Source organism: Streptomyces sp. Go-475, from assembly GCF_003330845.1.
In the GTDB taxonomy this organism is placed as follows: Bacteria; Actinomycetota; Actinomycetes; order Streptomycetales; family Streptomycetaceae; genus Streptomyces.
On record NZ_CP026121.1, the window covers coordinates 8,415,846 to 8,439,874 of the forward strand.

At 73.8% G+C, this 24,029-nt stretch carries 17 protein-coding genes; 3 read left to right on the forward strand and 14 right to left on the reverse strand.

What is annotated here, in order from left to right; translation table 11 throughout:
• Window position 1: 1 nt before the first annotated feature.
• From C1703_RS38135 to iolC, 5 genes are read right to left on the reverse strand one after another with little or no spacing between them, the layout of a single operon-like run.
• Window positions 2–952: a TIM barrel protein gene (locus C1703_RS38135; protein ID WP_114257110.1), complete on the reverse strand. Its 951-nt coding sequence runs from the start codon at window positions 950–952 to the stop codon at window positions 2–4.
• A gap of 33 nt (window positions 953–985) precedes the next feature.
• The gene (locus C1703_RS38140) at window positions 986–2,476 is read right to left on the reverse strand and encodes a CoA-acylating methylmalonate-semialdehyde dehydrogenase (protein WP_114257111.1); all 1,491 of its coding nucleotides are present in this window, start codon (window positions 2,474–2,476) and stop codon (window positions 986–988) included.
• A 14-nt stretch (window positions 2,477–2,490) separates the two neighbouring features.
• The gene (iolD, locus tag C1703_RS38145; RefSeq protein ID WP_114257112.1) at window positions 2,491–4,368 is read right to left on the reverse strand and encodes a 3D-(3,5/4)-trihydroxycyclohexane-1,2-dione acylhydrolase (decyclizing); all 1,878 of its coding nucleotides are present in this window, start codon (window positions 4,366–4,368) and stop codon (window positions 2,491–2,493) included.
• A 55-nt stretch (window positions 4,369–4,423) separates the two neighbouring features.
• Window positions 4,424–5,296: an aldolase gene (locus tag C1703_RS38150; protein ID WP_114257113.1), complete on the reverse strand. Its 873-nt coding sequence runs from the start codon at window positions 5,294–5,296 to the stop codon at window positions 4,424–4,426.
• The gene (gene iolC, locus C1703_RS38155; RefSeq protein WP_114257114.1) at window positions 5,286–6,239 is read right to left on the reverse strand and encodes a 5-dehydro-2-deoxygluconokinase; all 954 of its coding nucleotides are present in this window, start codon (window positions 6,237–6,239) and stop codon (window positions 5,286–5,288) included. The genes C1703_RS38150 and iolC overlap by 11 nt, the downstream gene beginning before the upstream one ends.
• 227 nt (window positions 6,240–6,466) lie before the next feature.
• On the opposite strand from iolC, the gene C1703_RS38160 reads away from it, so the two are divergent.
• Window positions 6,467–7,462 (forward strand): LacI family DNA-binding transcriptional regulator, encoded by a 996-nt coding sequence (locus C1703_RS38160; RefSeq protein WP_114257115.1) that lies wholly within the window; start codon window positions 6,467–6,469, stop codon window positions 7,460–7,462.
• A 12-nt stretch (window positions 7,463–7,474) separates the two neighbouring features.
• On the opposite strand, the gene C1703_RS38165 is transcribed toward C1703_RS38160, so the two are convergent.
• From C1703_RS38165 to C1703_RS38175, 3 genes are all read right to left on the reverse strand, one after another.
• On the reverse strand, window positions 7,475–8,479 hold the full coding sequence (locus C1703_RS38165; protein ID WP_114257116.1) for a substrate-binding domain-containing protein: 1,005 nt from the start codon (window positions 8,477–8,479) through the stop codon (window positions 7,475–7,477).
• Window positions 8,480–8,802: 323 nt separating this feature from the next.
• Complete coding sequence (locus C1703_RS38170; RefSeq protein WP_114257117.1) at window positions 8,803–9,213, reverse strand: VOC family protein; 411 nt, start codon at window positions 9,211–9,213, stop codon at window positions 8,803–8,805.
• A 197-nt stretch (window positions 9,214–9,410) separates the two neighbouring features.
• On the reverse strand, window positions 9,411–9,641 hold the full coding sequence (locus C1703_RS38175; protein WP_031120363.1) for a hypothetical protein: 231 nt from the start codon (window positions 9,639–9,641) through the stop codon (window positions 9,411–9,413).
• A gap of 220 nt (window positions 9,642–9,861) precedes the next feature.
• On the opposite strand from C1703_RS38175, the gene C1703_RS38180 reads away from it, so the two are divergent.
• Window positions 9,862–11,583 carry a hypothetical protein gene (locus C1703_RS38180; protein ID WP_232840715.1) on the forward strand — a complete coding sequence of 574 codons (1,722 nt, stop codon included), beginning with the start codon at window positions 9,862–9,864 and terminating at the stop codon, window positions 11,581–11,583.
• 66 nt (window positions 11,584–11,649) lie between these two features.
• On the opposite strand, the gene C1703_RS38185 is transcribed toward C1703_RS38180, so the two are convergent.
• From C1703_RS38185 to C1703_RS38210, 6 genes are all read right to left on the reverse strand, one after another.
• Window positions 11,650–12,291 (reverse strand): cutinase family protein, encoded by a 642-nt coding sequence (locus C1703_RS38185; RefSeq protein WP_114257118.1) that lies wholly within the window; start codon window positions 12,289–12,291, stop codon window positions 11,650–11,652.
• Between the two features lie 138 nt (window positions 12,292–12,429).
• Complete coding sequence (locus C1703_RS38190; protein ID WP_114257119.1) at window positions 12,430–13,650, reverse strand: PucR family transcriptional regulator; 1,221 nt, start codon at window positions 13,648–13,650, stop codon at window positions 12,430–12,432.
• 122 nt (window positions 13,651–13,772) lie between these two features.
• Window positions 13,773–14,741 carry an alpha/beta hydrolase family protein gene (locus C1703_RS38195; RefSeq protein WP_114257120.1) on the reverse strand — a complete coding sequence of 323 codons (969 nt, stop codon included), beginning with the start codon at window positions 14,739–14,741 and terminating at the stop codon, window positions 13,773–13,775.
• 21 nt (window positions 14,742–14,762) lie between these two features.
• A complete protein-coding gene (locus C1703_RS38200; protein WP_114257121.1) occupies window positions 14,763–18,863 on the reverse strand; it encodes a type I polyketide synthase in 4,101 nt (1,366 codons plus the stop codon).
• On the reverse strand, window positions 18,860–20,626 hold the full coding sequence (locus C1703_RS38205) for a fatty acyl-AMP ligase (RefSeq protein ID WP_114257122.1): 1,767 nt from the start codon (window positions 20,624–20,626) through the stop codon (window positions 18,860–18,862). The genes C1703_RS38200 and C1703_RS38205 overlap by 4 nt, the downstream gene beginning before the upstream one ends.
• A gap of 53 nt (window positions 20,627–20,679) precedes the next feature.
• Complete coding sequence (locus C1703_RS38210; protein ID WP_114257123.1) at window positions 20,680–22,215, reverse strand: acyl-CoA carboxylase subunit beta; 1,536 nt, start codon at window positions 22,213–22,215, stop codon at window positions 20,680–20,682.
• Window positions 22,216–22,511: 296 nt separating this feature from the next.
• Here C1703_RS38210 and C1703_RS38215 point away from each other — a divergent pair, with 296 nt between their 5' ends.
• Window positions 22,512–23,369, forward strand: coding sequence for an aldo/keto reductase (locus tag C1703_RS38215; RefSeq protein ID WP_114257124.1), 858 nt, complete (start codon window positions 22,512–22,514; stop codon window positions 23,367–23,369).
• Window positions 23,370–24,029 lie beyond the last annotated feature (660 nt).

The window sequence follows — 24,029 nt, forward strand, 5'->3', positions numbered from 1 at the left end:
CTTACCTGTCGATGTTCGGGCGCCGGGTACCCGACAGGCCGCAGCCGGCCAGGTGCTCACGGGTGCTGACGGCGATGGGCAGCGGCACCTCGGGGGCGCACGGGTACAGGTCCTGCTCGACGATCACGAACAACTCGGCGTCGAGCCCGGCGAGTTCCCCCACCACGTCGGCCGGGTTCGGCACCCCGGCCGGCGGCGACACGCACACCCCGCGCTTCACGGCCTCACCGAACGACAGGTCCTCGGCGGCGACCTGGGCGAGGATCTCCGGGTCCATCTGCTTGATGTGCACGTAGCCGACGCGCTCACCGAACCGGCGGATCAGGTCGAGGTTGTCCCCGCCGCCGTACGCCACGTGCCCCGTGTCCAGGCACAGGTTGGTGTACCGGCCGTCGGACTCGTTCAGCAGCCGCTCGATCTCCGGCTGCGTCTGGATGTGGCTGTCGGCGTGCGGATGGACCACCAGCCGGACGTCGTACTCCTCCAGCAGCAGCTTGCCCAGCCGGTCGGCGGCCCGGCCGAACCCCGCCCACTGCTCGGCGGTCAGCTCGGGCGACTCGGTGAACGCACCCGTCTTCTCGTCCCGGTACATCGGCGGGATGAAGACCAGGTGGTGCGCTCCCGCGGCGGCGGTCAGCGCGGCGACCTGCCGGACGTGGGCGAGCATCTCGTCCCACGCCTCGGGCCGGTGGAGCGCGCCGAACGCGGTGCCGCCGGAGACCTTCAGCCCCCGCGCGTCCAACTCGGCCTTCAGCCGCCGCGGGTCGGTGGGCAGGTACCCGTACGGGCCGAGCTCCAGCCACTCGTAGCCGGCCTGGGCCAGCTCGTCGAGGAAGCGGGTGTACGGCACCTGGTGCTCGTCCTCGGGGAACCAGACACCCCAGGAGTCGGGGGCGGAGCCGAGGCACAGGTTGCCGACGGTGGTGCGGAGAGGGGGAGGCGCCGTTGCCATGGTGCGTGTCCTTTGGGAGAGGGACGGGGACGGTCAGTCGGAGGTGGGGAAGGTGAAGCCCGCCGTCACCGACCGGTCCTGCCGGGGCCAGCGGGTGGTGACGACCTTGGGGCGGGTGTAGAAGCGGATGCCTTCGGGGCCGTGGACGGGGGAGTCGCCGATGAGGGAGTCCTTCCAGCCGCCGAAGGAGTAGTAGGACATCGGCACGGGCACCGGCACGTTGACGCCGATCATGCCGACGTGGACGTTGCGCTGGAAGCGGCGGGCGGCTTCGCCGGAGGCGGTGAACAGGGCGGCGCCGTTGCCGTAGGGGTTGGCGTTGATCAGGTCGATGGCCTGGTCCAGGGTGTCGACGCGGACGACGGCCAGGACCGGGCCGAACAGCTCCTCCTGGTAGGCGTCCATGTCGGTGGTGACGTGGTCGAGGAGGGAGGGGCCGGTGAAGAAGCCGTCCTCGTGGCCTTCGACCTTCAGGCCGCGTCCGTCGACCACGACGGTGGCGCCCTGAGCGGCTGCGGTGCCGACCGCGTTCTCGACGCGCTCCTGGGCCGCCTTGGTGACCAGCGGGCCCATCTCGGTGCCCGGCGCGTCGCCGGGGCCGACCTTCACCTCGCGGGCCTTGCGCTCCAGGATCTCCACCAGCCTGTCGGCGGCGTCACCGACCGCGACGGCGACCGACACGGCCATGCAGCGCTCACCGGCGGAGCCGTACGCGCCGGCGGTGATGTGGTCGGCGGCGTACTCGAGGTCCGCGTCGGGCAGGACCACGGCGTGGTTCTTCGCGCCGCCGAGGGCCTGGACGCGCTTGCCCGCCCGCGTGGCCCGCTCGTGGACGTACTTGGCGATCGGGGTGGAGCCCACGAAGGAGACGGCGCTGATGCCGGGGTGGTCCAGGATCGCGTCGACGGCGTCCTTGCCGCCGTGGACGACGTTGAAGACGCCGTCCGGCAGACCGGCCTTCCGGTACAGCTCGGCGACGAAGTTCGCGGCCGACGGGTCGCGCTCACTCGGCTTCAGGAGGAAGGTGTTGCCGGTGGCGATGGCGATCGGGTGCATCCACAGCGGCACCATCGCGGGGAAGTTGAACGGCGTGATGCCGGCGACGACGCCCAGCGGCCGGCGGAAGTTGTGGACGTCGACGCCGCGGGAGACCTGGTCGGAGAAGTCGCCCTTGAGGACGTCGCCGAGGCCGCAGGCGAACTCGACCACCTCGCGGCCGCGGGTGATCTCCCCGCGGGCGTCGTCGACGGTCTTGCCGTGTTCGGCGGAGATGATCCGGCCGAGTTCCTCCTCGTGCTCGACGAGCAGGTGGCGGAAGGCGAACATGACCTGGGCGCGCCGGGAGAGGGAGGTCTCCGACCAGGTCTCGAACGCGGCGGACGCGGCGGCGACGGCGGTGTCCACGTCGGCGGGCCCGCCGAGGACGACCCGGGCCCGCTCGGCGCCGGTGGCCGGGTTGAACACCGGAGCGGTGTCCGAGCCGGGGACGGCCCGGCCGTTGATCCAGTGGGGAATGGTGTTCACGGGGAGCGGTGTCCTTACAGGTAGTGACGCTGGGTCTGCTTGTGGGCGGCGTAGGTGTCGTAGGCGGCGCGGGTGGTGTCGAGGGCGGAGACCTCGCTGACGGGGACGTCCCACCAGCCGTGGCCGGGCGGGTTCGGGCCGTACAGGTCGGTCTCGACGTGCACGACCGTGGTGCGGCTCGCCGCCTGCGCCTTCTCCATCGCCGCGCGGAACTCGCCGACGCTCGTGGCGTGCAGGACGTCCGCGCCCAGACTGGAGGCGTTGGCGGCGAGGTCGACGGGCAGCACGTCGCCGTCGAGCAGGCCCGAACCGCCGTCGCGGTAGCGGTACTTGGTGCCGAAGCGCTGGGAGCCGAGCGACTCCGACAGGGCGCCGATGGAGGCGAAGCCGTGGTTCTGGACCAGGACGATGACGACCTTGAGGCCTTCGGAGACCATCGTCACGATCTCCTGGGCCATCATCAGGTACGAGCCGTCCCCGACGAGGACGACGACCTCGCGCGAGGGGTCGGCCATCTTCGCCCCGACGCCCGCGGCGACCTCGTAGCCCATGCAGGAGTAGGCGTACTCGACGTGGTAGGCCTTCGGATCGCGGGCCCGCCAGAGCTGCTGGAGGTCGCCGGGCAGGGAACCGGCCGCGTTGATGACCACGGCCCGGTCGTCGAGCACCTCGTTGAGCGCGCCGAGGATCTCGGTCTGGGCGGGCAGCGGCCCGTGGCCCCGGTGGAAGCACTCCTCCTCGATCTCCCTGGTGCGGGCGACGAGGCGGCGCGTGCGGTCCCGGTAGGACGGGGCGACCTCCCAGTCCGAGAGTGCTCCCGCCAGTGCCTGGAGGCCGAGCCGGGCGTCGGCCACCAGCGGCTCCGCGGAGTGCTTGACCGCGTCCAGGCGGGCGACGTTGAGGTTGACGAAGGTGACGCCGGGGTTGCCGAAGACGGTGTGGCTGGCGGTGGTGAAGTCGCTGTAGCGAGTGCCGACACCGAGGACGACGTCCGCCTCCCGCGCCAGCTCGTTCGCCGCGTACGACCCCGTGGAGCCGATGCCACCGACCGCGCAGGGGTGGTCCCAGGGCACCGCGCCCTTGCCGGCGTGGGTGTCGGCGACCGGGATGCCGGTGGCCTCGGCGAAGGCCCGCAGCTCGGTCTCGGCACCGGAGTAGACGGCCCCGCCACCGGCCACGATCAGCGGCTTCCGCGCACCGCGCAGCAGCCGCACGGCCCGCTCGACCGCCGCCGGCTCCGGCACCGGCCGGCCCACGTGCCACACCCGCCGCCGGAAGAAGTCCACCGGCCAGTCGTGGGCCTCGGCCTGCACGTCCTGCGGCAGGGCGAGGGTGACGGCACCGGTCTCCACCGGGTCGGTCAGCACCCGCATCGCCGCCAGCGCGGCCGGGATGAGCTGCTCGGGACGCGAGACGCGGTCGAAGTACTTCGACACGGCTCGGAAGGCGTCGTTGACGGTGACGTCCCCGCCCCGGGTGTCCTCCAGCTGCTGGAGCACGGGATCGGCGGCGCGGGTGGCGAACATGTCGGACGGCAGCAGCAGCACCGGCAGCCGGTTCGTCGTCGCCAGCGCCGCACCCGTGATCATGTTCGTCGAGCCCGGCCCGGTGGAGGCGGTGCAGGCGAAGGTCGCCAGCCGGTCGCGCATCTTGGCGTAGGCCACCGAGGCATGCACCATGCCCTGCTCGTTGCGGGCCAGGTAGTACGGCAGCTCGGCCTCCTCGGTGACCGCGGCCTGCAGCAGCGCCTGCCCGATCCCCGCGACGTTGCCGTGCCCGAAGATCCCCCACACCCCGGGGACGAGGCGCTGCTCCCGGCCGTCGCGTTCGCTGTACTGGTGGGCCAGGAACCGCACCAGGGCCTGCGCGGTGGTCAGTCGTACGGTCTTCATCGGTCTTCTCCGAAGGGGAGCCGGTCGGCGGGGACGTGGGGCAGGTGGTACGCGCTCACAGCAGACTCACCGCCTTGTCCACCGCACCGGCGACATCGCCGTTCGACGGGTAGAGCAGGGAGCGGCCCACGACCAGCCCCTGCGCGGTGGGCTGCTTCAGCGCCCTGCCCCAGGAGGCGAAGGCAGTGTCCGGGTCGGTGACCTCCCCGCCCAGCAGCAGCGCGGGCAGCGTCGAAGCGGACAGCACCCGCTCCATGCCCTCCACGACCGGGAGCTTCAGCCAGGTGTAGGCGGTCCGCCGGCCCAGTCCCGAGGCGATGGTGACCGACGTGACCACGGCATCGGTCGAGAGGTCGTTGCGGATCCGGCCGTCCCGCCACACCGACATGAACGGCTCGACCATCGCGATCAGCCGGCGGTCGTTGAGCTCGTCGATCGCCCGCGCGCTGTTCTCCAGCACCGAAGGCGTCGCGGGATCCGCCAGCGCGATGCGCGTGAGCATCTTCCCGCCGTCGAAGCCCATCGCGGCGATCGTCTCGGCGTCGTACCCGGTGAACCGGTCGTCGATCTCGAAGACCGAACCGGCCAGCCCCGCCCGGTTCATCGACCCGAAGACGCTCTTGCCGTCGAGAACACCGAGCAGCAGCAGATCTTCCAGGATGTCGGCGGTGGCCAGCACCCCCGTCACACCGGGCCGCTCCAACGCCACGCACAGCCGGTCCAGCAGCTCGAAGCGGTCCGCCATGGCGGTCGCGTCACCGCCGACCCCGTTGGCGCCGCGCGCCGGATGGTCCGCGGCGATGATCATCGCCCTGCCGTGCTCACCGAGCGGCGAGGCCGCCCGGACGCGCCGTGCGGCGGCCGCCGCGACCGCCCCGGGGTCCTTCACCCGGGCGTCCACGATCCGGGCGATCTTCTCAGACGGCATGGCTCACCTCACGCAGCTTGGCCTCGACCTCGTCGTGGACGGGCATGGCGTCGGAGCAGGACAGCCGGCCCGCGACGAGGGCGCCCGCGGCGTTGGCGAAGGTGACCGTGCGGCGGGTGTCCCAGCCGGACAGCAGGCCGTGGCACAGCGCCCCGCCGAAGGCGTCACCCGCGCCCAGGCCGTTGACCACGTCGACCGGAACCGGCGGGACCTCCACCGCCGTGCCGTCCCGGTCCATGGCCAGCACGCCTTTCGGGCCCTGCTTGACCACCGCCAGTTCCACCCCGGCAGCGAGGAGCGCCTTCGCGGCGGCGTGCGGGTCGCGCTCGCCGGTGGCGACCTCGCATTCGTCGAGGTTGCCGACGGCGACGGTGGTGTGGCGCAGTGCTTCCGTGTAGTACGTGCGGGCCTCGTCGGCGTCGGTCCAGAACATCGGCCGCCAGTCCAGGTCGAACACCGTCGCCCCCGCCTTCGCCCGGTGGGCCAGCGCGGCCAGCGTCGCGGAACGGCTGGGCTCCTCGCTCAGGCCCGTCCCGGTGACCCAGAAGATCCGCGCCGCGCGCACCGCCCCCGGATCCAGCTCCTCGGGCCGGATGTCCAGGTCCGGGGCCTTGGGGAGCCGGTAGAAGTACAGCGGGAAGTCGTCCGGCGGGAAGATCTCGCAGAACGTCACCGGTGTCGGCGCGATCCCCGAGACGCCCACGAACCGCGTGTCGACGCCGTACCCCTCCAGGGCCGTGCGCACGAAGTCCCCGAACGGATCCCGCCCCGTCTTGGTGAGCACCGCCGCCGAACGGCCGTAACGGGCGGCGGCCACCGCGACGTTGGCCGGACTGCCGCCGAGGTACTTGCCGAACGAGGTGACCTCCGCCAGCCCCACGCCCGTCTGGAGCGGATACACATCCACTCCCACGCGGCCCATGGTCAGCACATCGAACGGCATCACGCTGCGTTTCCCCTCTCTGTCGCGCTCTACTAGCGCGCTCTAGTTCGAGTACGATGACCCCTGTCCAAATGTCATGTCAATAGCTTGTTGCCGGGAGATTTCAGGATCCCCGTACGAGGATCCGCACGGCTCCCGCACGGCTCCCCGAGCGGGACACCCCGTAAGGTGGGCGGCGTCGGAGGGTGGGTTCACAGGTGGATGCAGCGGGCAGGCAGCGGCCCACGATGGCGGACGTCGCCGAGAAGGCGGGCGTGTCCCGCGCGCTCGTCTCGATCATCTTCCGCAACCAGGCGGGGGCCAGCCGGGAGACCCGGGAACGGGTCCTGCGCGTCGCCGACGAGATCGGCTACCGGCCGGACAGCGCGGCCCGGCTCCTGGCCCGGGGCCGCAGCCGCACGCTCGGCGTGATGTTCACCGTGCACCAGACCTTCCACACGGACCTCATCACCGGCATCTACCCCGAGGCCGAGCGTCTCGGCTACGACGTGCTGCTCTCCGGGGCCACCCACGGCCGGAGCGAGGCCAAGGCGGTCGAGGCGCTGCTCAGCCACCGCTGCGAGGCGGTGATCCTGCTCGGCCCGGACGCCGCGCCCGCCTACCTCGACGAGCTCGGGCAGCGCACGGTCGCCGTCTCGGTCAGCCGCCGGGTGCCCCAGGCCCGGGTCGACTTCGTGCACTCCGCCGAGGCCAAGGGTGTCCGGCAGGCCATGGACCACCTGGTGGAGCTGGGGCACCGCCGGATCGTGCACATCGACGGCGGACGCGGTCCCGGTTCGGCGGAGCGGCGGCGCGCCTACCGGGCCGCGATGCGCCGCCACGGGCTGGAGGGGGAGGCGAGGGTGATCCCCGGTCACCACACCGAGGAGTCCGGCATCGAGACGGGCCGCCTGCTCCTGGCCGAGCGGGACGCCGGACAGCCGCTGCCGACGGCGGTCCTCGCCGGCAACGACCGCTGCGCGATGGGCCTGCTGATGGCGCTCACCCGCTCGGGCGTCGAGGTCCCGCGCGACCTGTCCGTCGTCGGCTACGACGACAGCCACCTCTCCCACCTGATGCCGATCGGCCTGACCACCGTCCGCCAGGACGCGGTCCTGATGGCCGAGCACGCCGTCCGCTTCGCCGTCGAGCGGCTGGAGAACGGGGAGCTGGAGCCGCGGGAGGCGGTGCTGGATCCCAAGCTGGTGGTGCGGGGGACCAGCGGGCCGGTGCCGGCTCCTTAGCGCGTCCCCTCCTCAGCGGGTGCCCTTCTTGGCGAACTCCGCGACGGTGTCGACGTTGTCCTTCGTGACGAAGGCCGGACCGGTGAGCACGGGAGCGGTGCCGCCGCCGCTGAAGTTGCCGTTCGTCCGGTACAGCCACAGCGCGTCGACGGCGAGGTAGCCCTGGAGGTAGGGCTGCTGGTCGACGGCGAACTCGACGCTGCCGCTCTGGATGGCTCCGACGAGGTCCTTGTTGAGGTCGAAGGTGGCGACCTTCGCCTTGCTGCCCGCGTCCTTCACCGACTGCACGGCGGTCAGGGCGATGGGGGCGCCGAGCGTGACCACCTGGTCGATGGAGGAGTCCTTCTGGAGCTTGGCGGTCAGGGTCGACTTCACGGAGGGCATGTCGGTGCCGTTGACGTACAGGTTCTCCGTCGTGCCCCGGAAGCCCTTCTTCAGGCCGGCGCAGCGGGCCTCCAGGGCGACCTGGCCCTGCTCCTGGATCACGCAGACGGCGTGCTTGGCGCCCTGCTGGTCGAGGCGCTCGCCGAAGGCCTGCCCGGCGATGTTCTCGTCCTGGCCGAAGTACTCGAGCATGCCGAGTTCCTTCCAGTCGTCCAGCCCGGAGTTGAAGCCGACGACGGGGATGCCGGCCGCCTTGGCCTTGGCCACGACCGCCTTCATGGCGTCGGGCTTGGCGGCGGTGAGCGCGATGCCGTCGACTTTCTGGTCGATGGCGCTCTGCACCAGGTTGGCCTGGTTCCCGGCGGCCGGGCTGCTGGAGTAGACGAGCTTGATGTTGTCCTTCGCGGCGGCGGCCTGGGCGCCCTTGCGGATCAGGTCCCAGAAGGTGTCGCCGGGCGCCGCGTGGGTGATCAGGGCGACCGTCATCCGCGGGGTGGTGGCCTTGCCCGCGGCGGCGTCGGTGCCGCCGGCCTCGGACTTCTTCCCGCCGGAGCCGCTGGAGCAGCCGGCGGCGAGCAGGGCGCCCGCGAGGACGGCGGTGGTCAGGGCGGCGGCTCTGTGGTGTCTGCGCATGTCGGTGCACCTCACTGTGCTGGGACGAGGGGGCCGCGCCCGGTCCGGGGAGGGAGGCGCTGGGTGGGTGCCCTGGGCGGCGGCGGTCACGGGATGTGCGGCGGTCCTGGGTGCGGACCGTCGCGATCGAGGTGGCTGGAGCGCGCCACTAGCGCGCTCTAGTGGCAGGTACTATGCGGGCGCCTTCGAGTGATGTCAACAGCTTTGTCAGGACGTTCCAACAAAAAGGGCCGCCCGCACCCGCCGGGTGAGCGGCGGGGGGCGGACGGCCTCGGCCGGACGGCCCGGACGGTCCCGGACCGTTCCGGTCGTCGCGGGCTCGGCTATTCCGGTCTGCTGATGTTGACCATCCACGGGACGCCGAAGCGGTCCGTGCACATGCCGAACTCGTCGCCCCACATCTGCTTCTCCAGCGGTACCGACACCGAGCCGCCCGCGGAGAGCTTCTCCCAGTAGCCGCGCAGCTCGGCGTCGTCGTCGCCGCTCAGGCTCACGGAGTAGCGGCTGTCCTGCGGGGACTCCATGCCCGGCGGGTTGTCGGCGCCCATCAGGGTGAAGCCGCTGGGGGTCTCCAGCATGCCGTGCATGATCTGGCCGGCGTTCGGGGCGTCCGGCTGGCCGAAGTCGCCGTAGGTGTGGAGGTCCAGCGTGCCGCCGAAGACCTCCTGGTAGAACTCCATCGCCTGCCGGGCGTCGCCGTCGAAGGTGAGGTAGGGGTTGAGACGCGAGACCATGAGAACCTCCAGGAAGGGGGCGGGGGCGGGTTGCGCGCAGCGTAACGCCGGACACCGGCTACGGCGCGCCGAGCGGGTTCGCGACCCGACGCGCCGGGAGCCGACGCCGGGACGGCGTGCCCTTCGCGACCGTCTCGACCGGCCGGCGGGGCGGGCGTCGCTGGACTGAGGCGGCGTCGGGGCTGTCGTACGGGGGCTCAGGCCTCGTCGGCCGATCCGTTGTTCCAGTCGTACGGGCCTCCGCCGCGCCACTCGATCAGCTCGGTGTCGTCGACGGCCGTGTCCGTCGTGGGCAGGCCCTCGCGGTGCAGGAAGTCCAGCACGTCGAACAGGCTGTAGGCGACGCCCATGTTCTCGCCGTGGATGGTCACCAGCCGTCCGCCGTCCGACGCGGGCGGCTGCACGACCACAGGGGGTTGACCGTCCATGACCCCACCATGCGCCCGAAACCGGCGGTTCGCAGCTCGGCCGCGACCGGAAGCGGGACGAACCGGTCCGCCCGGCCGGTGCCGAGCCCCTGCCGCCGGCCGCTCCCCGGCCCGGCGCCCGCGCTGTCCGCTGTGCGCCGGTGACAAGCCACGATCCGGAAACTGAGTTCTCATCAGCACCCCCTGAGCGGCCCCCCTCCCCAGCTCTAGCGTCCGTGGCATGGACATGAACCTCAGGAGCAGAGGGAAGTGGCGCGGCGCCGCACTGGCGGTGCTGCTGACCGCCGGGACACTCACGGCCGCCGCCCCGGGCGCCCGGGCCGACGGGGCGCGGACCGAGACACCGGTGGCGTCGACGTCGCCGGTGACCGGGGTGACGGAGTCGGTGGTGCGGGTGAAGGTGCCGCTGCCGGAGTCGGCCGGGCCCCGTCCGGCCGCCTGCGACTGGCTGTCGTACCTGCGCTACCGCTCCGCCGACGGACCCGCCGCGTCGGCCGACGCGGACCGGATCCTGATCGCCCAGCCCGGCATCCTGGAAGGAGCCGGCGCGTTCGACAGCGTCGCCCGCAACACGGTGGCGCGCGCCGCCGGGCAGGGCCTGCACATCGAGTTCTGGGCGCTGGACCGGCGCTCCAACTGCCTGGAGGACCGCACCGGCATCGCCTCCGGTGACCAGCACACCGCCGTCGACTACTACTACCGCGGCAAACAGGTCGACGGCAGGACCTTCGACGGCTTCGCCGAGAACGGGCAACTCGGCTGGATGGCGAAGCTCGGCATCGAGCAGACCGTCCGCGACCAGTACGACCTGCTCGCCGCCGAGCTGCCGAACCAGGCGCAGCGCAAGCGCAAGGTGCTGTGCGGCGGGCACTCGCTGGGCGGGGTGATCACCGGGTACTTCGCGACCGCCGACTTCGACGGCGACCGGGCCACCACCTCGGACGCCGGGTACAACCAGTGCGCCGGCTACTTCGCCCTCGACACGACCGTCTCCACCTCGCTCGCCGACCTCAGCGGCAGCCTCCCCGACGACACCAACCTGCCCGACATCGGCCTCGGGTACGGCGTGATCCAGGCCGGGCTCGACAGCGGGGTGCTGCCGCGCACGCTGTCCGCGCCGGTGCTGCTCAACCCCGAGACCATGACGCTGCTCGGCATCGCGGGAATAGGTGCTCTCAAGAACCCGGACGCCGAGGCGAGCCTGCCGCGCTACCTGCCCTCCAACCTCAACATCGAGGCCACCCACCGCGTCCTGTTCTCCAAGGACACCGCCGCCTTCCTCACCGGCAAGCCCGCCGTGAAGGACTTCCGCCTCACCAACGGGGCGGTGCTCGGCGCGCTGCTCGACGACAACTCCGTGCCGCTGGCGTTCCTGCAGACCAGTGTGGGCTTCTTCGACGGCGGGCCGATCGCCGACAAGAGCTTCCCCGTCGCCAACGGCGGCACGGAGCAGCCCGGGCTGTTCGGCACCGCGTACAAGGCCATCCCGGACCGGCCGCAGGGCCCGCTCTACACCTGGCGCACCTACGACCGGGTCGGCGACCCGGACGACCCCGGCTACCGGTCGGCCGACGGCACGCCGTTCACCGGCCCCGGGGAGGAGGTCACCGACATCCGGCAACTGGCCCGCAGCCTGGCCGAGCAGCCGCTGGACTTCACCGAGCAGTACTTCCCGACCAAGCTCGTGACGGACCTTCAGCTGTCCACCGCGCCGCAGGTGAAGAAGCTCGTCGTGCATCCGGACGGGCTCAAGGCCAATCCGGTGCTCACCGTCCTCGCCGGTGAGGGCCTGCTGGCGGGCCGGGTGCCGCCCGAGCTGCACCCCGTGGTCGCCGACGGCTACCAGCACCTCGACGTGCTGACCGCCGCGGCCGAGCAGAACGACGGCCGGCCCGAACCCGTCTCCACCGGCCTCGCCGCCTTCGCCCGGTCGCCACGCTAGCCCCCCGTACACACGCCCGGGGCCCGGGAGGACAGCCTCCCGGGCCCCTTCACACGCCGCTAGGGATCACAGTCTGCCCGCGGCGAACGTGGCCGCCGCGTCGGCGTCGTCCCGGTAGCCCAGGTGCGCCCCGACGTCGCCGCCGCCGCTCTCGCAGACGGGGTCGCCCTTGGCGCAGATGTCCAGGGTGCGGCTCTGGTAGGTGCCGGTGACGCTCTTGCCGAGCGCCCGGATCGGATTGCCGAACAGCAGCACGGCGGCGACCTTCGGCTCGACCGCCGCGGGCAGCGTGGCCACGATGGGGCTGCCCACCACCGCGCCCGCGCTGCTGATGCCGATCGAGTTGTCGACGACGTTCGCGCCCTGCGAATAGCCGACGAGCACGAACTTCTGGTTCGGGCAGGCTGCGGCCTGGCTCTTCACGTGGTTCACCAGGTCCAGATTGCCCTGGGCCGCCGACGTCGGTGACAGGTCGGCGGGATAGTTCACCTTGTAGCTGGAGAGGCTTTTGCCCGGCACTTTCTTCTGCAGGGCGGAAAACACCGGGTCGCCGACGATGAAGCCGAGCGTGCCCGGCTCGAACGTGCCGCGGGCCGCGACGAGTTCCACGTCCGAGCAGGCCGCGGCGGCGGCCGGGGGAGCCGAGAGGGTGGCAAGCCCGGCCCCGCCGGCCAGCGAGAGCGCGGCGAGGGACAAGCGGATACGCATGGGGGATCCTCCGCGTCTGAGGCGCGTCGAGCGCCTGCGAAAAAGGACGGCCCGAACGTATTCGCTGCCCCTCGCCGGGTGTTATGGACGGGATTATGGAATCACCGCGGTTTTTTGTCGCCGATTGAGTACAGGGATTCAGTCCTGCCGCGTTCCCAGTGATTCCGCGCGCAACGCGAGAATGAGATCGAGGCGGGTTTCCGGATCGTGCAGGGCGTCGCCGAACAGCTTCTCCAGCTGGCGCAGGCGGTAGCGGACCGTCTGCGGGTGGATGTGCAGCCGCACGGCGACGTCGGGCACGTTGCTGCCGCTGAGCAGCCAGGCCAGCAGGGTCTCGGCGAGCCGGTCGCGCTGCCCCGCCGAGACGGTGTCCAGGGGCGCGAGGACCCGCGCCCGGAGCCGGTCGAGCAGCGGCTCGTCGCCGTACAGCAGCAGCGTCGACAGATGGTCGGAGCAGCGCACCACACCCAGGCGGGGGAGCACCCCGCGCCCCATCAGGCCGAGCGCCCGGGTGGCGAGGCGCAGTGACTGCGCGGCCTCGGTGACAGCGACCGTCGGGCCGACCGCGGCGGGCCGGCCGCGCAGCGCGAGCGTGAACGCCCGGCCGCCGAACCGTCCCGAGCCGTCCGGGTCGGGCACCAGCATCCGCGGCGGCCGGGACCCCATGTCCACCAGCGCGCCCGCCGCCGCCAGCGGCCGGTCCTCCTCCCGGCGGTCCGGCGCCGCCGCCAGCGCCACGACGGCGACCGTCCGGGGCACCGGCCAGCGGGCGCTGTGCGCCAGGTCCTGCACGGCCTCCAACGCCACGGGGCCGTCCTCCAGGAGCAGGTCGAGCAGCCGCCCGCGGCGCCGCTCCAGCTCGTCGGAGCTGCGCAGCTGGGCCTCCGCGTAGCCGGCCGCGGCCGCCTCGGCGACCTCGTGCACGGTCCGGAACGCCAGCTCCCCGAGCGCGGCCACGGCCGTGGAGTCCAGGCCCAGTTCCTCCGCCGTACGCCCCATCAGCCGCCAGGCGTGCAGCCCGCCGACCCGCAGCGCGGACTGCAGCGCGTCCAGGCTGCGGCCCTCCAGGGCCTCGCCGCGCCCGAGTTCGTAGTACGTCGCCGCGATCGAGCCGCCGTCGTCGCGCGGGTCGGCGATGTGGTCCACGAACAGGGTCAGCGCCTGCACCACCCCCGACCGCAGGTTCTGGCGGTACGTCCCGTCCGCGGGCCGCGCGTACTCGGGGACCTGGCGACGGACCTCCTCCTCCACCTCGTCGGCGACCGCGGCGAGCTGGACGCGCAGCAGCTCCGCCAGCTCGGGCGGCACCGGTGGCGTACCGGGACGGTCCGGCACGCCGTGCGGAGTGGGCACGGCCATCACGGACACTCCTTTCAACCGGAAGCGGCTCGCCCGCGGGCTGTTGCCAGGGGGACGAGTGGGACGTCCTGTGTGGGACGGACGACCCATCCGTTCCGTTCCGTGCCCCGACGGCACCCCCGTCACTCCGGCACGCCCAGCGCATGGGCGAGCATCGGCCACGAGGCGGTGAACTCCCGCTTCCAGTAAGGCCAGTCGTGTCCTCCTCCCGCGTACAGGTGCGTGGTGGCCGGGACCCCCAGGAGGGTCAGCGCGCGGGCGAAGCCCTGGGCGGAGGGCCACAGCGCGCTCTCCAGGATCCCGGGCAGCGGATCGCCGCCGCTGCCCACCCCGCTGCCCTGCGAGAGGTACAGGGCGGTGTCGCGCAGCCCGGTGGCGCGGGCGCGCGGATTGAAGTCCCGCCAGGTCAGGGCGTTCAGCAGCGGATGCCCCCACAGCGAAGCGGCCGGCAGGTTCTCGCGGGCCACGATCGCGTCCATGATGGCGGGAACACCGGGGGCGGTGGTGTCGAGGATGCCGCTGTAGGAGGCCGCGGCGGCGAACGCCCGGGGGTGGCGGGCCGCGTGGGCCATCGCGCCGTAGCCGCCGGTGGACACCCCGGCGACCGCCCGGACGCCGGAGGCCCGGTACTCCCGGGCCAGCAGCGCCGGCACCTCCTTGACCTGGAAGGTCTCGTAGTCGGGGCCGCCGCGCCACACGCTCGGGATGCCGGTGGGGCCCGCGTCCGGCATCGCCACGATCAGGTCGCGGCCCTCGGTGAAGGCCTCGATGTCCGTCTCCCGGGTCCAGGACGTGTAGTCGTCGTGGGCGCCGTGCAGCAGGTACAGGACGGGGTACTTCTTCTCGGGCCGCGCGGCGAAGTCCGACGGCAGGATCAGCCGGACCGGGGCGGTGCGGCCGAGCGCGGCGGAGGGCACGGACACGTCCAGGGTGCGCGGCCCCGGCCGGGCGGCGGCCCGGGCACGGGCCGTGCCGCCCGCGGCCCCGACCAGGACCGCGAGACCGGCGGCGGCCGTCGCTCTGGCGACGGCGCGCCGGGACACTCCGGTGGCCGGCTCCGGCGTGCGGGCCGGCTCGGGCAGGTCGGGCATGGCGGCTCCTCGGGTTGCGGTTCAGGGGGCCCGCTCGGCGAGCACCCGGCTCAGATGGGCGGCGAGCTCGTCCACGTGCGGCGGGTCGAGCAGCGACAGATGGTGACCGGACACCGGCACGACCTCCAGGCGCGGGCACACCTCGTCCCAGCCCAGCGCCTCGTCGTCCCGCTCGTACGCCGGGTCGCGCACGGTGTGCGGCGCGGGTTCGGCGGCCCGGTAGAGGACCACCGGACCGTCGTAGCCGCCCGGCCGGTGCGCCTCCCCGATGCCCAGGTCCAGGTACGAGGCCCGCTGGTGCTCCAGCGCGGCGGGCGGCACATCGGCGGCCTCGCGCAGCGCCCCCAGCACGGTGTCGATGCGCGCCCGGTCGTCGTCCATGGTGGCCAACTCGTCGTAGGGAAGCCCCAGTTCCACGCCGTAGGCGTCGGCCACGTGCCGGGCGAAGCCCTCGAGGTGCGTCCGGATCCGGTCGGCGGGCGACTGCCCGGGGCGGGGCAGGGGGCGCACGGAGTCGATGAGCACGACCAGCGGGACGTCCCGCCCGGCGGCGCGCAGCTGCCGCGCGGTCTCCTGGGCGACGAACCCGCCGAAGGACCAGCCGCCCAGCACGCAGGGCCCGTCGGGGTGGGCGCTTGCGATGGCCTCGGCGTAGCGGCGGGCCTTCTCCGGCACGGTCCGGGCCTGCTCGATCCGTGCCAGGCCGTACACCGGCCGGTCGTCCCCGAGGCGGTCGGCGAGCCCCCGGTAGACGGTGACCGGGCCGCCGGCGGCGTGGGCCAGGAACAGCGGCGGACGGGAGCCGGTCGCGCGCAGCGGGCGCAGCGGGGCGTCCAGGGCGAGTCGCACGCGGGCGGCGGCGTCCTCGACGGTGACGGCGGTGAACAGGGCACGCAGGGGCAGCTCGATGCCGAACTCGCGCTCCACGGCCGTACGGACGCGGACCGCCATCAGCGAGTCCAGGCCCAGGTCCGCCAGGGCGGTGCCCGGGGTCAGGCGCGTGGGCGGGTGACCGGTGACGGCGGCGATGTGGTGGACCAGCCGGGCCAGGACGGAGGCGGGTTCCGCAGGCTCGGCGGGACCATAGGCCGGGGCCGGGGCCGGGGCCGGGGCCGGGGCCATAGCGGGGGCCGGGGCCGTTCGGCCGTCTGCCGGTTCCGGTGCCATGCGGCTCGGTGCGTCCGTCGGTTCCGGTTCCGTGCGGGCCCGGCCGTCCGCCGGTACGCCCTCCGTCGGCTCCCGCCCGGGGCGTCCCCGGCCGTCCGTCCACCAGTGCCGTACGTGCCGCCACCGCGGTGCGGGCAGGTCGATGACCCGGCCGGGCGGCACGGGCAGCGGCTGGCCCGCCGCGTAGAGGGCGGCCAGTCGCCCGGCGAACGCCTCCGCCCCGTCGGCGTCCCGGCGCAGCGTGGCCAGGGCGAGGGCGCCGGGCACGGTGTCGGCGACGGCGCCCGTCAGCACCGGGTGGGGCGAGATCTCCACGAACGCGGTGTGGCCGTCGGCCGCGGCGGACGCGAGCGCCCGGTCCAGCCGCACGGGCCGCCGCAGGTTGGCCGCCCAGTGATCGGCGTCGAACACGCAGTCGCCACGCGGGTCGTCGAGGACGGTGGAGTGGACCGGGACGACCGGTCGCCGGCCCCGGAGGCCGGACAGGGCCTCGACCAGCTCCGGCAACAGCCCGTCCACCTGCGGGGAGTGCCCGGCGCCGACGACCCGCATGGGCCGGGCCGCCCGGCCCTGCCCCTCCAGCCGGCGCACGAGCGCGGCCACGGCCGCCTCCTCGCCGGTGACGACCTTCTGCCGGGGCGAGGAGTGCACGGCGACGTGCACGCCCCCCTCCAGCGACTCCACTTCGGCGTCGTCCAGGTCCACCACCGCCATCGCCCCGCCCCGCAGCCCGCTGAGCAGCCGGGCCCGTACGGCGATGACACGCGCCCCGTCCGCCACGTCCAGCGCGCCCGCGCACACCGCCGCCGCCACCTCGCCCATGGAGTGGCCGATGACCGCGGCGGGCTCGACCCCGTGGGAACGCCAGAGCTCGGCCAGGGCCAGCTGGAGCCCGAACAGCACGGGCTGGGCGACCTCCAGGCGGTCGAGCCCGGCCCCGGAGGACAGGTGGTCGTACAGGGACAGGCCGCACTCCGGGGCGAGCTGCGGGTCGAGCTTCTCGACGGCGGCGGCGAACGCCGGCTCCTCGGCCAGCAGCCGCTGCCCCATGCCCGGCCACTGGCTGCCGTAGCCGGAGAACACCCACACCGGGCCGGGCCCCACGCGGTCGCGGTCACCGGTCACCACGCGCGCGTCCGGACGCCCTGCCGCCAACGCGTCCAGCGCGTCCACCAGTTCGACGCGGTCACGGGCGACCACGGCGGCGCGTACGGGACCCCGGCCGGCCCGCCCGGCCAGAGTGCGCGCCACGTCGGCCGGACGGGCCGCGCTGCCACGCAGCCGGTCGGCGAGCCTGCCCGCCGTGTCGCGGACCCGCTCGGCGTCGACGTCGGACAGCAGATGCAGACGCGCGGCGGGCTCCCCGGCCGCCGGGGCCGGGACCAGGCCCGGCGGCCCCTCCTCCAGCACCACATGGGCGTTGGTGCCGCCGAAGCCGAACCCCGAGACCCCCGCGACGGCCGTGCCGCCGTAGCGGGGCCAGGGCTCCGGCTCGGTCACCACCCGCAGCCGGGCGTCGGCGAGGGAACTGCCCTCCGCGCAGTGCAGGGACGGCGGGATGCGGTCGTGGTGCAGGGCCAGCACGGTCTTCACCAGGCCGGCGACGCCCGCGGCCGACTCCAGATGACCGAGGTTGCCCTTGACCGACCCCAGCAGCAGCGGCTGGTCCGGGTCGCGGCCCGCGCCGAGCACCGCACCGAGCGCGCCCGCCTCGATCGGGTCGCCCAGCGGGGTGCCGGTGCCGTGCGCCTCCACGTAGTCGACGTGCGCCGCGGTCAGCCCCGCCCGGGCGTACGCGCTGTGCAGCAGCGCCTGCTGGGCGGCCGGGTTCGGGGCCATCAGGCCGTTCGAGCGGCCGTCGGAGTTGACGGCGCAGGCCCGGACGACGGCCAGCACGCGGTCGCCGTCCCGCTCAGCGTCGGACAGCCGCTTGAGGATCACGGCCGCGCAGCCCTCGCCGCGCCCGATGCCGTCGGCCGCCGCCGAGAACGGCTTGCACCGCCCGTCCGGCGCGAGGGCGCCCGCCCTGCGGAAGGCGACGCTCACGGCGGGCGACAGCAGCAGGTTGACGCCGGCGGCGATCGCCGTGTCGCTCTCGCCGGTGCGCAGGCTGACGCAGGCGTGGTGCACCGCCACCAGCGACGACGAACAGGCCGTGTCGACGGCCAGGCTCGGGCCGCGCGTGTCCAGGACGTAGGCGAGCCGTCCGGCGGCCACGCTCAGGGCGCCCCCGGCCGGGGCCCAGGGGTCGACGGCGGCCGGGTCGGCGCCGGTGAGCTGCCCGTACTCCGGCGCGGAGATGCCGACGAACACCCCCGTGGCGGTGCCCGCCAGGGACCCGGCCGGCACGGCGGCGTGGTCGAGCGCCTCGTGGACCACCTCCAGCAGGATCCGCTGCTGCGGGTCCATCACCGCGGCCTCGCGCGGGGTGATGCGGAAGAAGTCCGCGTCGAACCCGGCGATGTCGTCGAGGTAGCCGCCGAGCGGATGCGCGTCGGCGGGCGGGAAGGGGGTGAAGTCGCGCCAGCGGTCCTCCGGGACGCGCCGGATCGCGTCCGTGCCCTCGCAGAGCAGCCGCCAGTAGTCGTCCGGGCCGTGCACCCCGCCGGGCAGCCGGCAGCCGACCCCGACGACCGCGACCGGCTCGCCCCGCCCGCTCGGCCCGCCCTGTCCGCCCGGCGCTCCCGGGCGCGGCGCCGGGGCGGCCTCGGCCTCCGCGCCGCACAGCCGCGCCACCAGGGCGTCTCCGGTGGGCGTCTCCCACAGCAGCGTCGCCGGCAGCTCGCGGCCCGTCGCCCGGGAGAGTTCACCGGCCAGGGCGACCGCGTCCCGCGAGGACATGCCGAGATCCGCGAGCGGCCGGTCCATGGGGACCTCCTCGGCGGCCGTGCCGTACCAGCCGGCCACCCGCTCGGCGATCAGCCGGCGCAGCGCGCCCTCGTCTACGGGCCTCATCCCGCCGCACCCGCCGTCGCCGCACGCTCCTGCCCGCCGTACGCGCCCTCCAGGTACCGGGCCCGGGTCAGCGCCCGCGACACCTTGCCGCTGGAGGTGCGCGGCACCGTGCCCGGCGGGACCACGACGACGTCGGCGAGCCGCAGCCCGTGCCGCGCCGAGACCGCGCCCCGCACGGCCCGCACCACGGCCGGCACGTCCAGCTCGGCGAGGCGCGCGGTCCGCGCGTGCTCGGCCACGACGACCACCCGCTCGGCACCGGCACCGCTCGGCACGGCGAACGCCGCCAGCCGGTCCCGGCGCACCGCCTCGTGCGCGTCCTGGGCCGTGGCCTCCACGTCCTGCGGATAGTGGTTGCGGCCGTCGACGATGATCAGGTCCTTCAGCCGCCCCGTGACGACGAGCTGTCCCTCCAGCACCGTCCCCAGATCGCCCGTGCGCAGCCAGCCGCCCGGACCGGCCGCGCTGTCCGCGAACTCGGCCCCGAAGACGTCCCCCGGCCCCCGGTTCCAGTAACCGCGGCCCACGTTCGGCCCCTGCACCCAGATCTCGCCGACCTCGCCCTCGGACAACAGGGCCCGCGTCACGGGGTCGGCGATCCTGACCCGCTGGCCCGCCGGTGTCCCGCAGCCCGCCAGGAGCACGGCCCGGGGATCGTCCGGCCGGGCGGGCAGGGCCTTCCCGGCGGTCAGGGCGTCACGGTCCAGCGCGAACCGGCGCAGCGGCTCACCCGGCCGGGCCGCGCAGACGAACACGGTGGCCTCGGCCAGCCCGTACGACGGGCAGTGCGTCCCGGGCGCCAGGCCCTGGCCGGCGAACGCCGCGTGGAAACGGTCGGCCGTGCCCGGACGGACCGGCTCACTGCCGTTGATCAGCGCGGTGACCCCGTCCAGCCGCAGGCCCTCCTTCTGCTCGTCGGTGACCGTCGCGGCGCAGTAGTCGTAGGCGAAGTTGGGCGCGGCGCTCACGGCGTTCGGGTGCGCGGCGAGCAGCCGCAGCCAGCGCGCGGGCTCGTGCAGGAACGCGGCCGGGTCCATCAGCACCGACAGCAGCCCGCGCACCACCGGCGCCGCCACGCTGAGCACCAGCCCCATGTCGTGGTAGAGGGGCAGCCAGCCCACGCAGGTGACCGGGCGGGCGTCGGCACCGTAGGCGGTCAGTGCCTGGCGGGCGTTGGCGACGACGTTGCCGTGGCTGATCTCCACGCCCGCCGGGGCGCGGGTCGAACCGGAGGTGTATTGGAGGTAGGCGGTCGCCCCGGGGTCCTGGGCTACCGGCCGCCATTCCCCTCCGGCGTCGTCGGGCACCTCGTCCGCGACGACGAGCCGCGGCCCGTCGGCGCCGAGGAAGTCCCGCACCTCGTCCCGGGCCCGGCCCGTGGTCACCACGACCGAGGGAGGCGCGTCGGCGAGGACGCCCGCGAGCCGGTCCGCGTGCCCGGGCAGCCCCGGCGGATACAGCGGCACCGCGACCAGCCCGGCGGCCAGGGCCGCGAGGAAGGCGGTCGCGTACTCCGTGCCCTGCGGGCACAGCAGGGCGACCCGGTCACCGGGCCCGGCCTCCTCGGCGAGGCGCGCGGCGAGCGCCCGCACCCGCACGTCCAGCCGGCGCCAGGTCAGCGTGCGGTGGACGCCGCGCGAGTGCGGCGCGGGATGCTCGACGAAGGTGAAGGCCCGGCGGTCCGGGGTGGTCTCGGCCCAGTGCCGCACGAACTCCGGCAGCGTCGGGTGAGCGGGCGCGAGCGGGGGGCGACGGCTGTCCATCGGGCGGGGCTCCTCACGGCGCGGATCGGCTGACGAGTCGCGAAAAGGGGGGGTCAGAGGGGGATGTTGCCGTGCCGGCGTTCCGGCATCGGGGCGCGTTTGCCGCGCAGGGCGCGCAGCGCCCGGCACACCTGCTCCCGGGTCTCGCGCGGTGCGATGACGGCGTCGACGTAGCCGCGCTCGGCGGCGAGGTACGGGGTGCCGTGGGTGCGCTCGTACGCGGCGAGCAGCCGGGCGCGCAGCGCCTCGGGGTCGTCGGAGGCGGCGAGTTCGCGCCGGTGCAGCACGCCCACCGCTCCCTCGGCGCCCATCACGGCGATCCGGGCGGTGGGCCAGGCGAGGTTGACGTCGGCGCCCAGGTGCTTGGACCCCATCACCGCGTAGCCGCCGCCGTACGCCTTGCGCACCACCACCGTCACCTTCGGCACGGTCGCCTCGGCGTAGGCGTACAGCAGTTTCGCCCCGCGCCGGATGATGCCGGCCTGCTCCTGCCGCACGCCGGACAGGTAGCCGGGCACGTCGGCGAAGGTCAGCAGCGGGATGCCGAACGCGTCGCAGAACCGCACGAACCGCGCCGCCTTCTCGGAGGCGTCGATGTCGAGGACCCCGGCGGCGTGCAGCGGCTGGTTGGCGACGACGCCCACCGAGCGGCCCTCGACGCGGGCCAGCGCGCAGATGATGTTCGGCGCGAACAGCTCCTGCACCTGGAGCAGTTCCCCGTCGTCGACGACGGCGTGCAGGACGTCCCGCATGTCGTAGGCCTCGCCGAGCCGGTCGGGGACGACACCGTCGAGCCCGGCCCCGGACGGCGCGTGCCCGGGCGCGTACTCCGGGGGCCGCTCCAGGTTGTTCGCGGGCAGGTACGACAGGAGGTCGCGCACGGTGTCGAGGGCGTCCTCCTCGTCGGCGGCCAGGAAGTGGGCGTTGCCGTTGACGGCGTTGCTGGTGCGGGCGCCGCCCAGCTCCTCGGCGGTGGTCCGCTCGCCCGTGACCGTCTCGATGACGTCGGGGCCGGTGACGAACATGTGCGAGGCGCCGTCCACCATCACCGTGAAGTCGGTGATCGCCGGCGAGTACGCGGCGCCGCCCGCGCACGGCCCGAGCACGACCGAGATCTGCGGGATCACCCCGGACGCCTTGACGTTGCGGCGCACCAGCTCGGCGTAGAGGGCGAGCGCGGCGACGCCCTCCTGGATGCGCGCGCCGCCACCGTCGTTGAGCCCGATCACCGGGCAGCCGGTCTTCAGGGCCAGTTCCATCAGCGCGACGGTCTTCTCGCCGAAGGCCTCGCCCATGCTGCCGCCGAACACCGCGGAGTCCTGGGCGAACACGCACACCGGGCGGCCGTCGACCGTGCCGTACCCGGTGACGACCCCGTCGCCGTAGGGACGTCGGTCGTCCTGCCCGGTGGGCCGGGCCCGCACGAACAGGCCGGTCTCGGTGAAGGAGCCCTGGTCCACGAGCCGTTCGATCCGCTCCCGGGCCGAGAACTCCCCGCGTCTGCGCGGTCCGGCCGGGGCCACCGCCCGCGCGCGGCGGTCCGCCAGGCCGGCGACGCGTTCCGCGGTGCTCCCGGGCGCGTGCGTCACGATCTCCCCCGGACCGGATGCTGTCACTTCTGTGCTCACAACCACCTCCGAAGCGGTTCTCGAATATGGCAGCGAGGCGGGGGAGGGCCGTGCGGATCGCCGTACTGTGTGGGGGAGTTGAGTGCTCCGGCGCCGGATTTCATACCGGTGTGACAAGGGACCGCCGGACGCGATTCAGTGGCGCGGGTGCTGAATGCGTTCTCCTTCTTCTATTGGACGTCCGGGCACGCGGCGACCAGGCTGGACCGCGCCATCGCCGGACAAGCGGAACGACAGCCGGAAGAGGTCACGAGCCCATGCACACCCGCCGTATCGGTGACGTCGAGGTCAGCGCGATCGGACTGGGCGCGATGCCCATGTCCATCGAGGGGCGACCGGACGAGGAACGCTCCCTCGCCACCGTCCACGCCGCGCTCGACGCCGGAGTGACCCTGATCGACACCGCGGACGCCTACCACCGCGACGCCGACGAGGTCGGTCACAACGAGACCCTCATCGCCAAGGCCCTCGCCTCCCACGACCGCGGCGCCGACGTACTGGTCGCCACCAAGGGCGGCCACCTGCGCCCCGGCGACGGCAGCTGGACCCTCGACGGCAGCCCCCGCCACCTCAAGGCGGCCTGCGAGGCCTCGCTGCGCCGGCTCGGCGTGGAGGCCATCGGGCTCTACCAGTTCCACCGCCCCGACCCGCGCGTCCCCTACGCCGAGTCCCTCGGCGCGATCCGGGACCTCCTGGACGAGGGCAAGATCCGCATGGCCGGCATCTCGAACGCGAACCCCGAGCAGATCCGGCAGGCCGACGACATCCTCGGCGGGCGCCTGGTCTCCGTGCAGAACCAGTTCTCCCCGGCCTTCCGCTCCAGCGAACCGGAGCTGCGCCTGTGCGACGAACTCGGCATCGCCTTCCTGCCCTGGAGCCCCCTCGGCGGCATCTCCCGGGCCGGTGAACTGGGCTCCGCCCACGCCCCGTTCGCCCGCATCGCCGAGGCGCACGGGGTGAGCCCGCAGCGGGTGTGCCTGGCGTGGATGCTCGCCAAGTCGCCGGTGGTCGTGCCGATCCCGGGCGCGAGCCGGCCGGAGACCATCCGGGACTCGGCCGCCGCCACGGACCTCACCCTGACGCCCGAGGAGCTGGCGGAACTGGACGGAGCCTGAGCGCGCCGGCGGTCCTCCTCCGCGGACGCGCCCTCCGGCGTCGGCTCCGAGCGGTCGCCTCGGACCGCGAGCACCATGCGCACACCGCTGCCGCGACTACCACGCGGCGCTTCCGCCGTCGCTCTACGCGGCCGGCGGAAGCACGCGGCGGGCCGAGCTGTTCAGAGGGCTCCGAGAGCACAGGCCGTCGTCGCGTGGTTGCGGCTGACTCCGGCTATGAGCAGCAGGTCCCGGCACATGCCTGTATCCACCCTCTCTGCCACACGGCACGCCTCCTTCACCCGGGGGCCGACTGCGTAGCCCTTTTGGTGGAGGTAGTTCTGGCACTGAACTTCATTGGCCTGTGCGGGCCCGGCGGTGGCCAGGACAGCAGCTCCTCCGATGAACACGGATGCGGCTAAACCGGTGAGCGCTCGCTTGACACGCACGTTCCCCGCCTTCCTTGTCGCTCCCTTGGCGATGCGCACCGACGGTGCCCTGGGACGCTGCCCCGTGCGAGCACGCGAATAAACGGTTCCGCGGAGGACGCCGCCTCCTCCCCGGGCCGGTACAGCGCAGCCCACGGAGCCGCCGGCCACGACTGACCGATTCCGTAGCGGCCCATCGGCGGTCGTCCAGGCGCTAACGTGTCGTGAGGGCGCTGTTGCGGAGCGTCCAGGG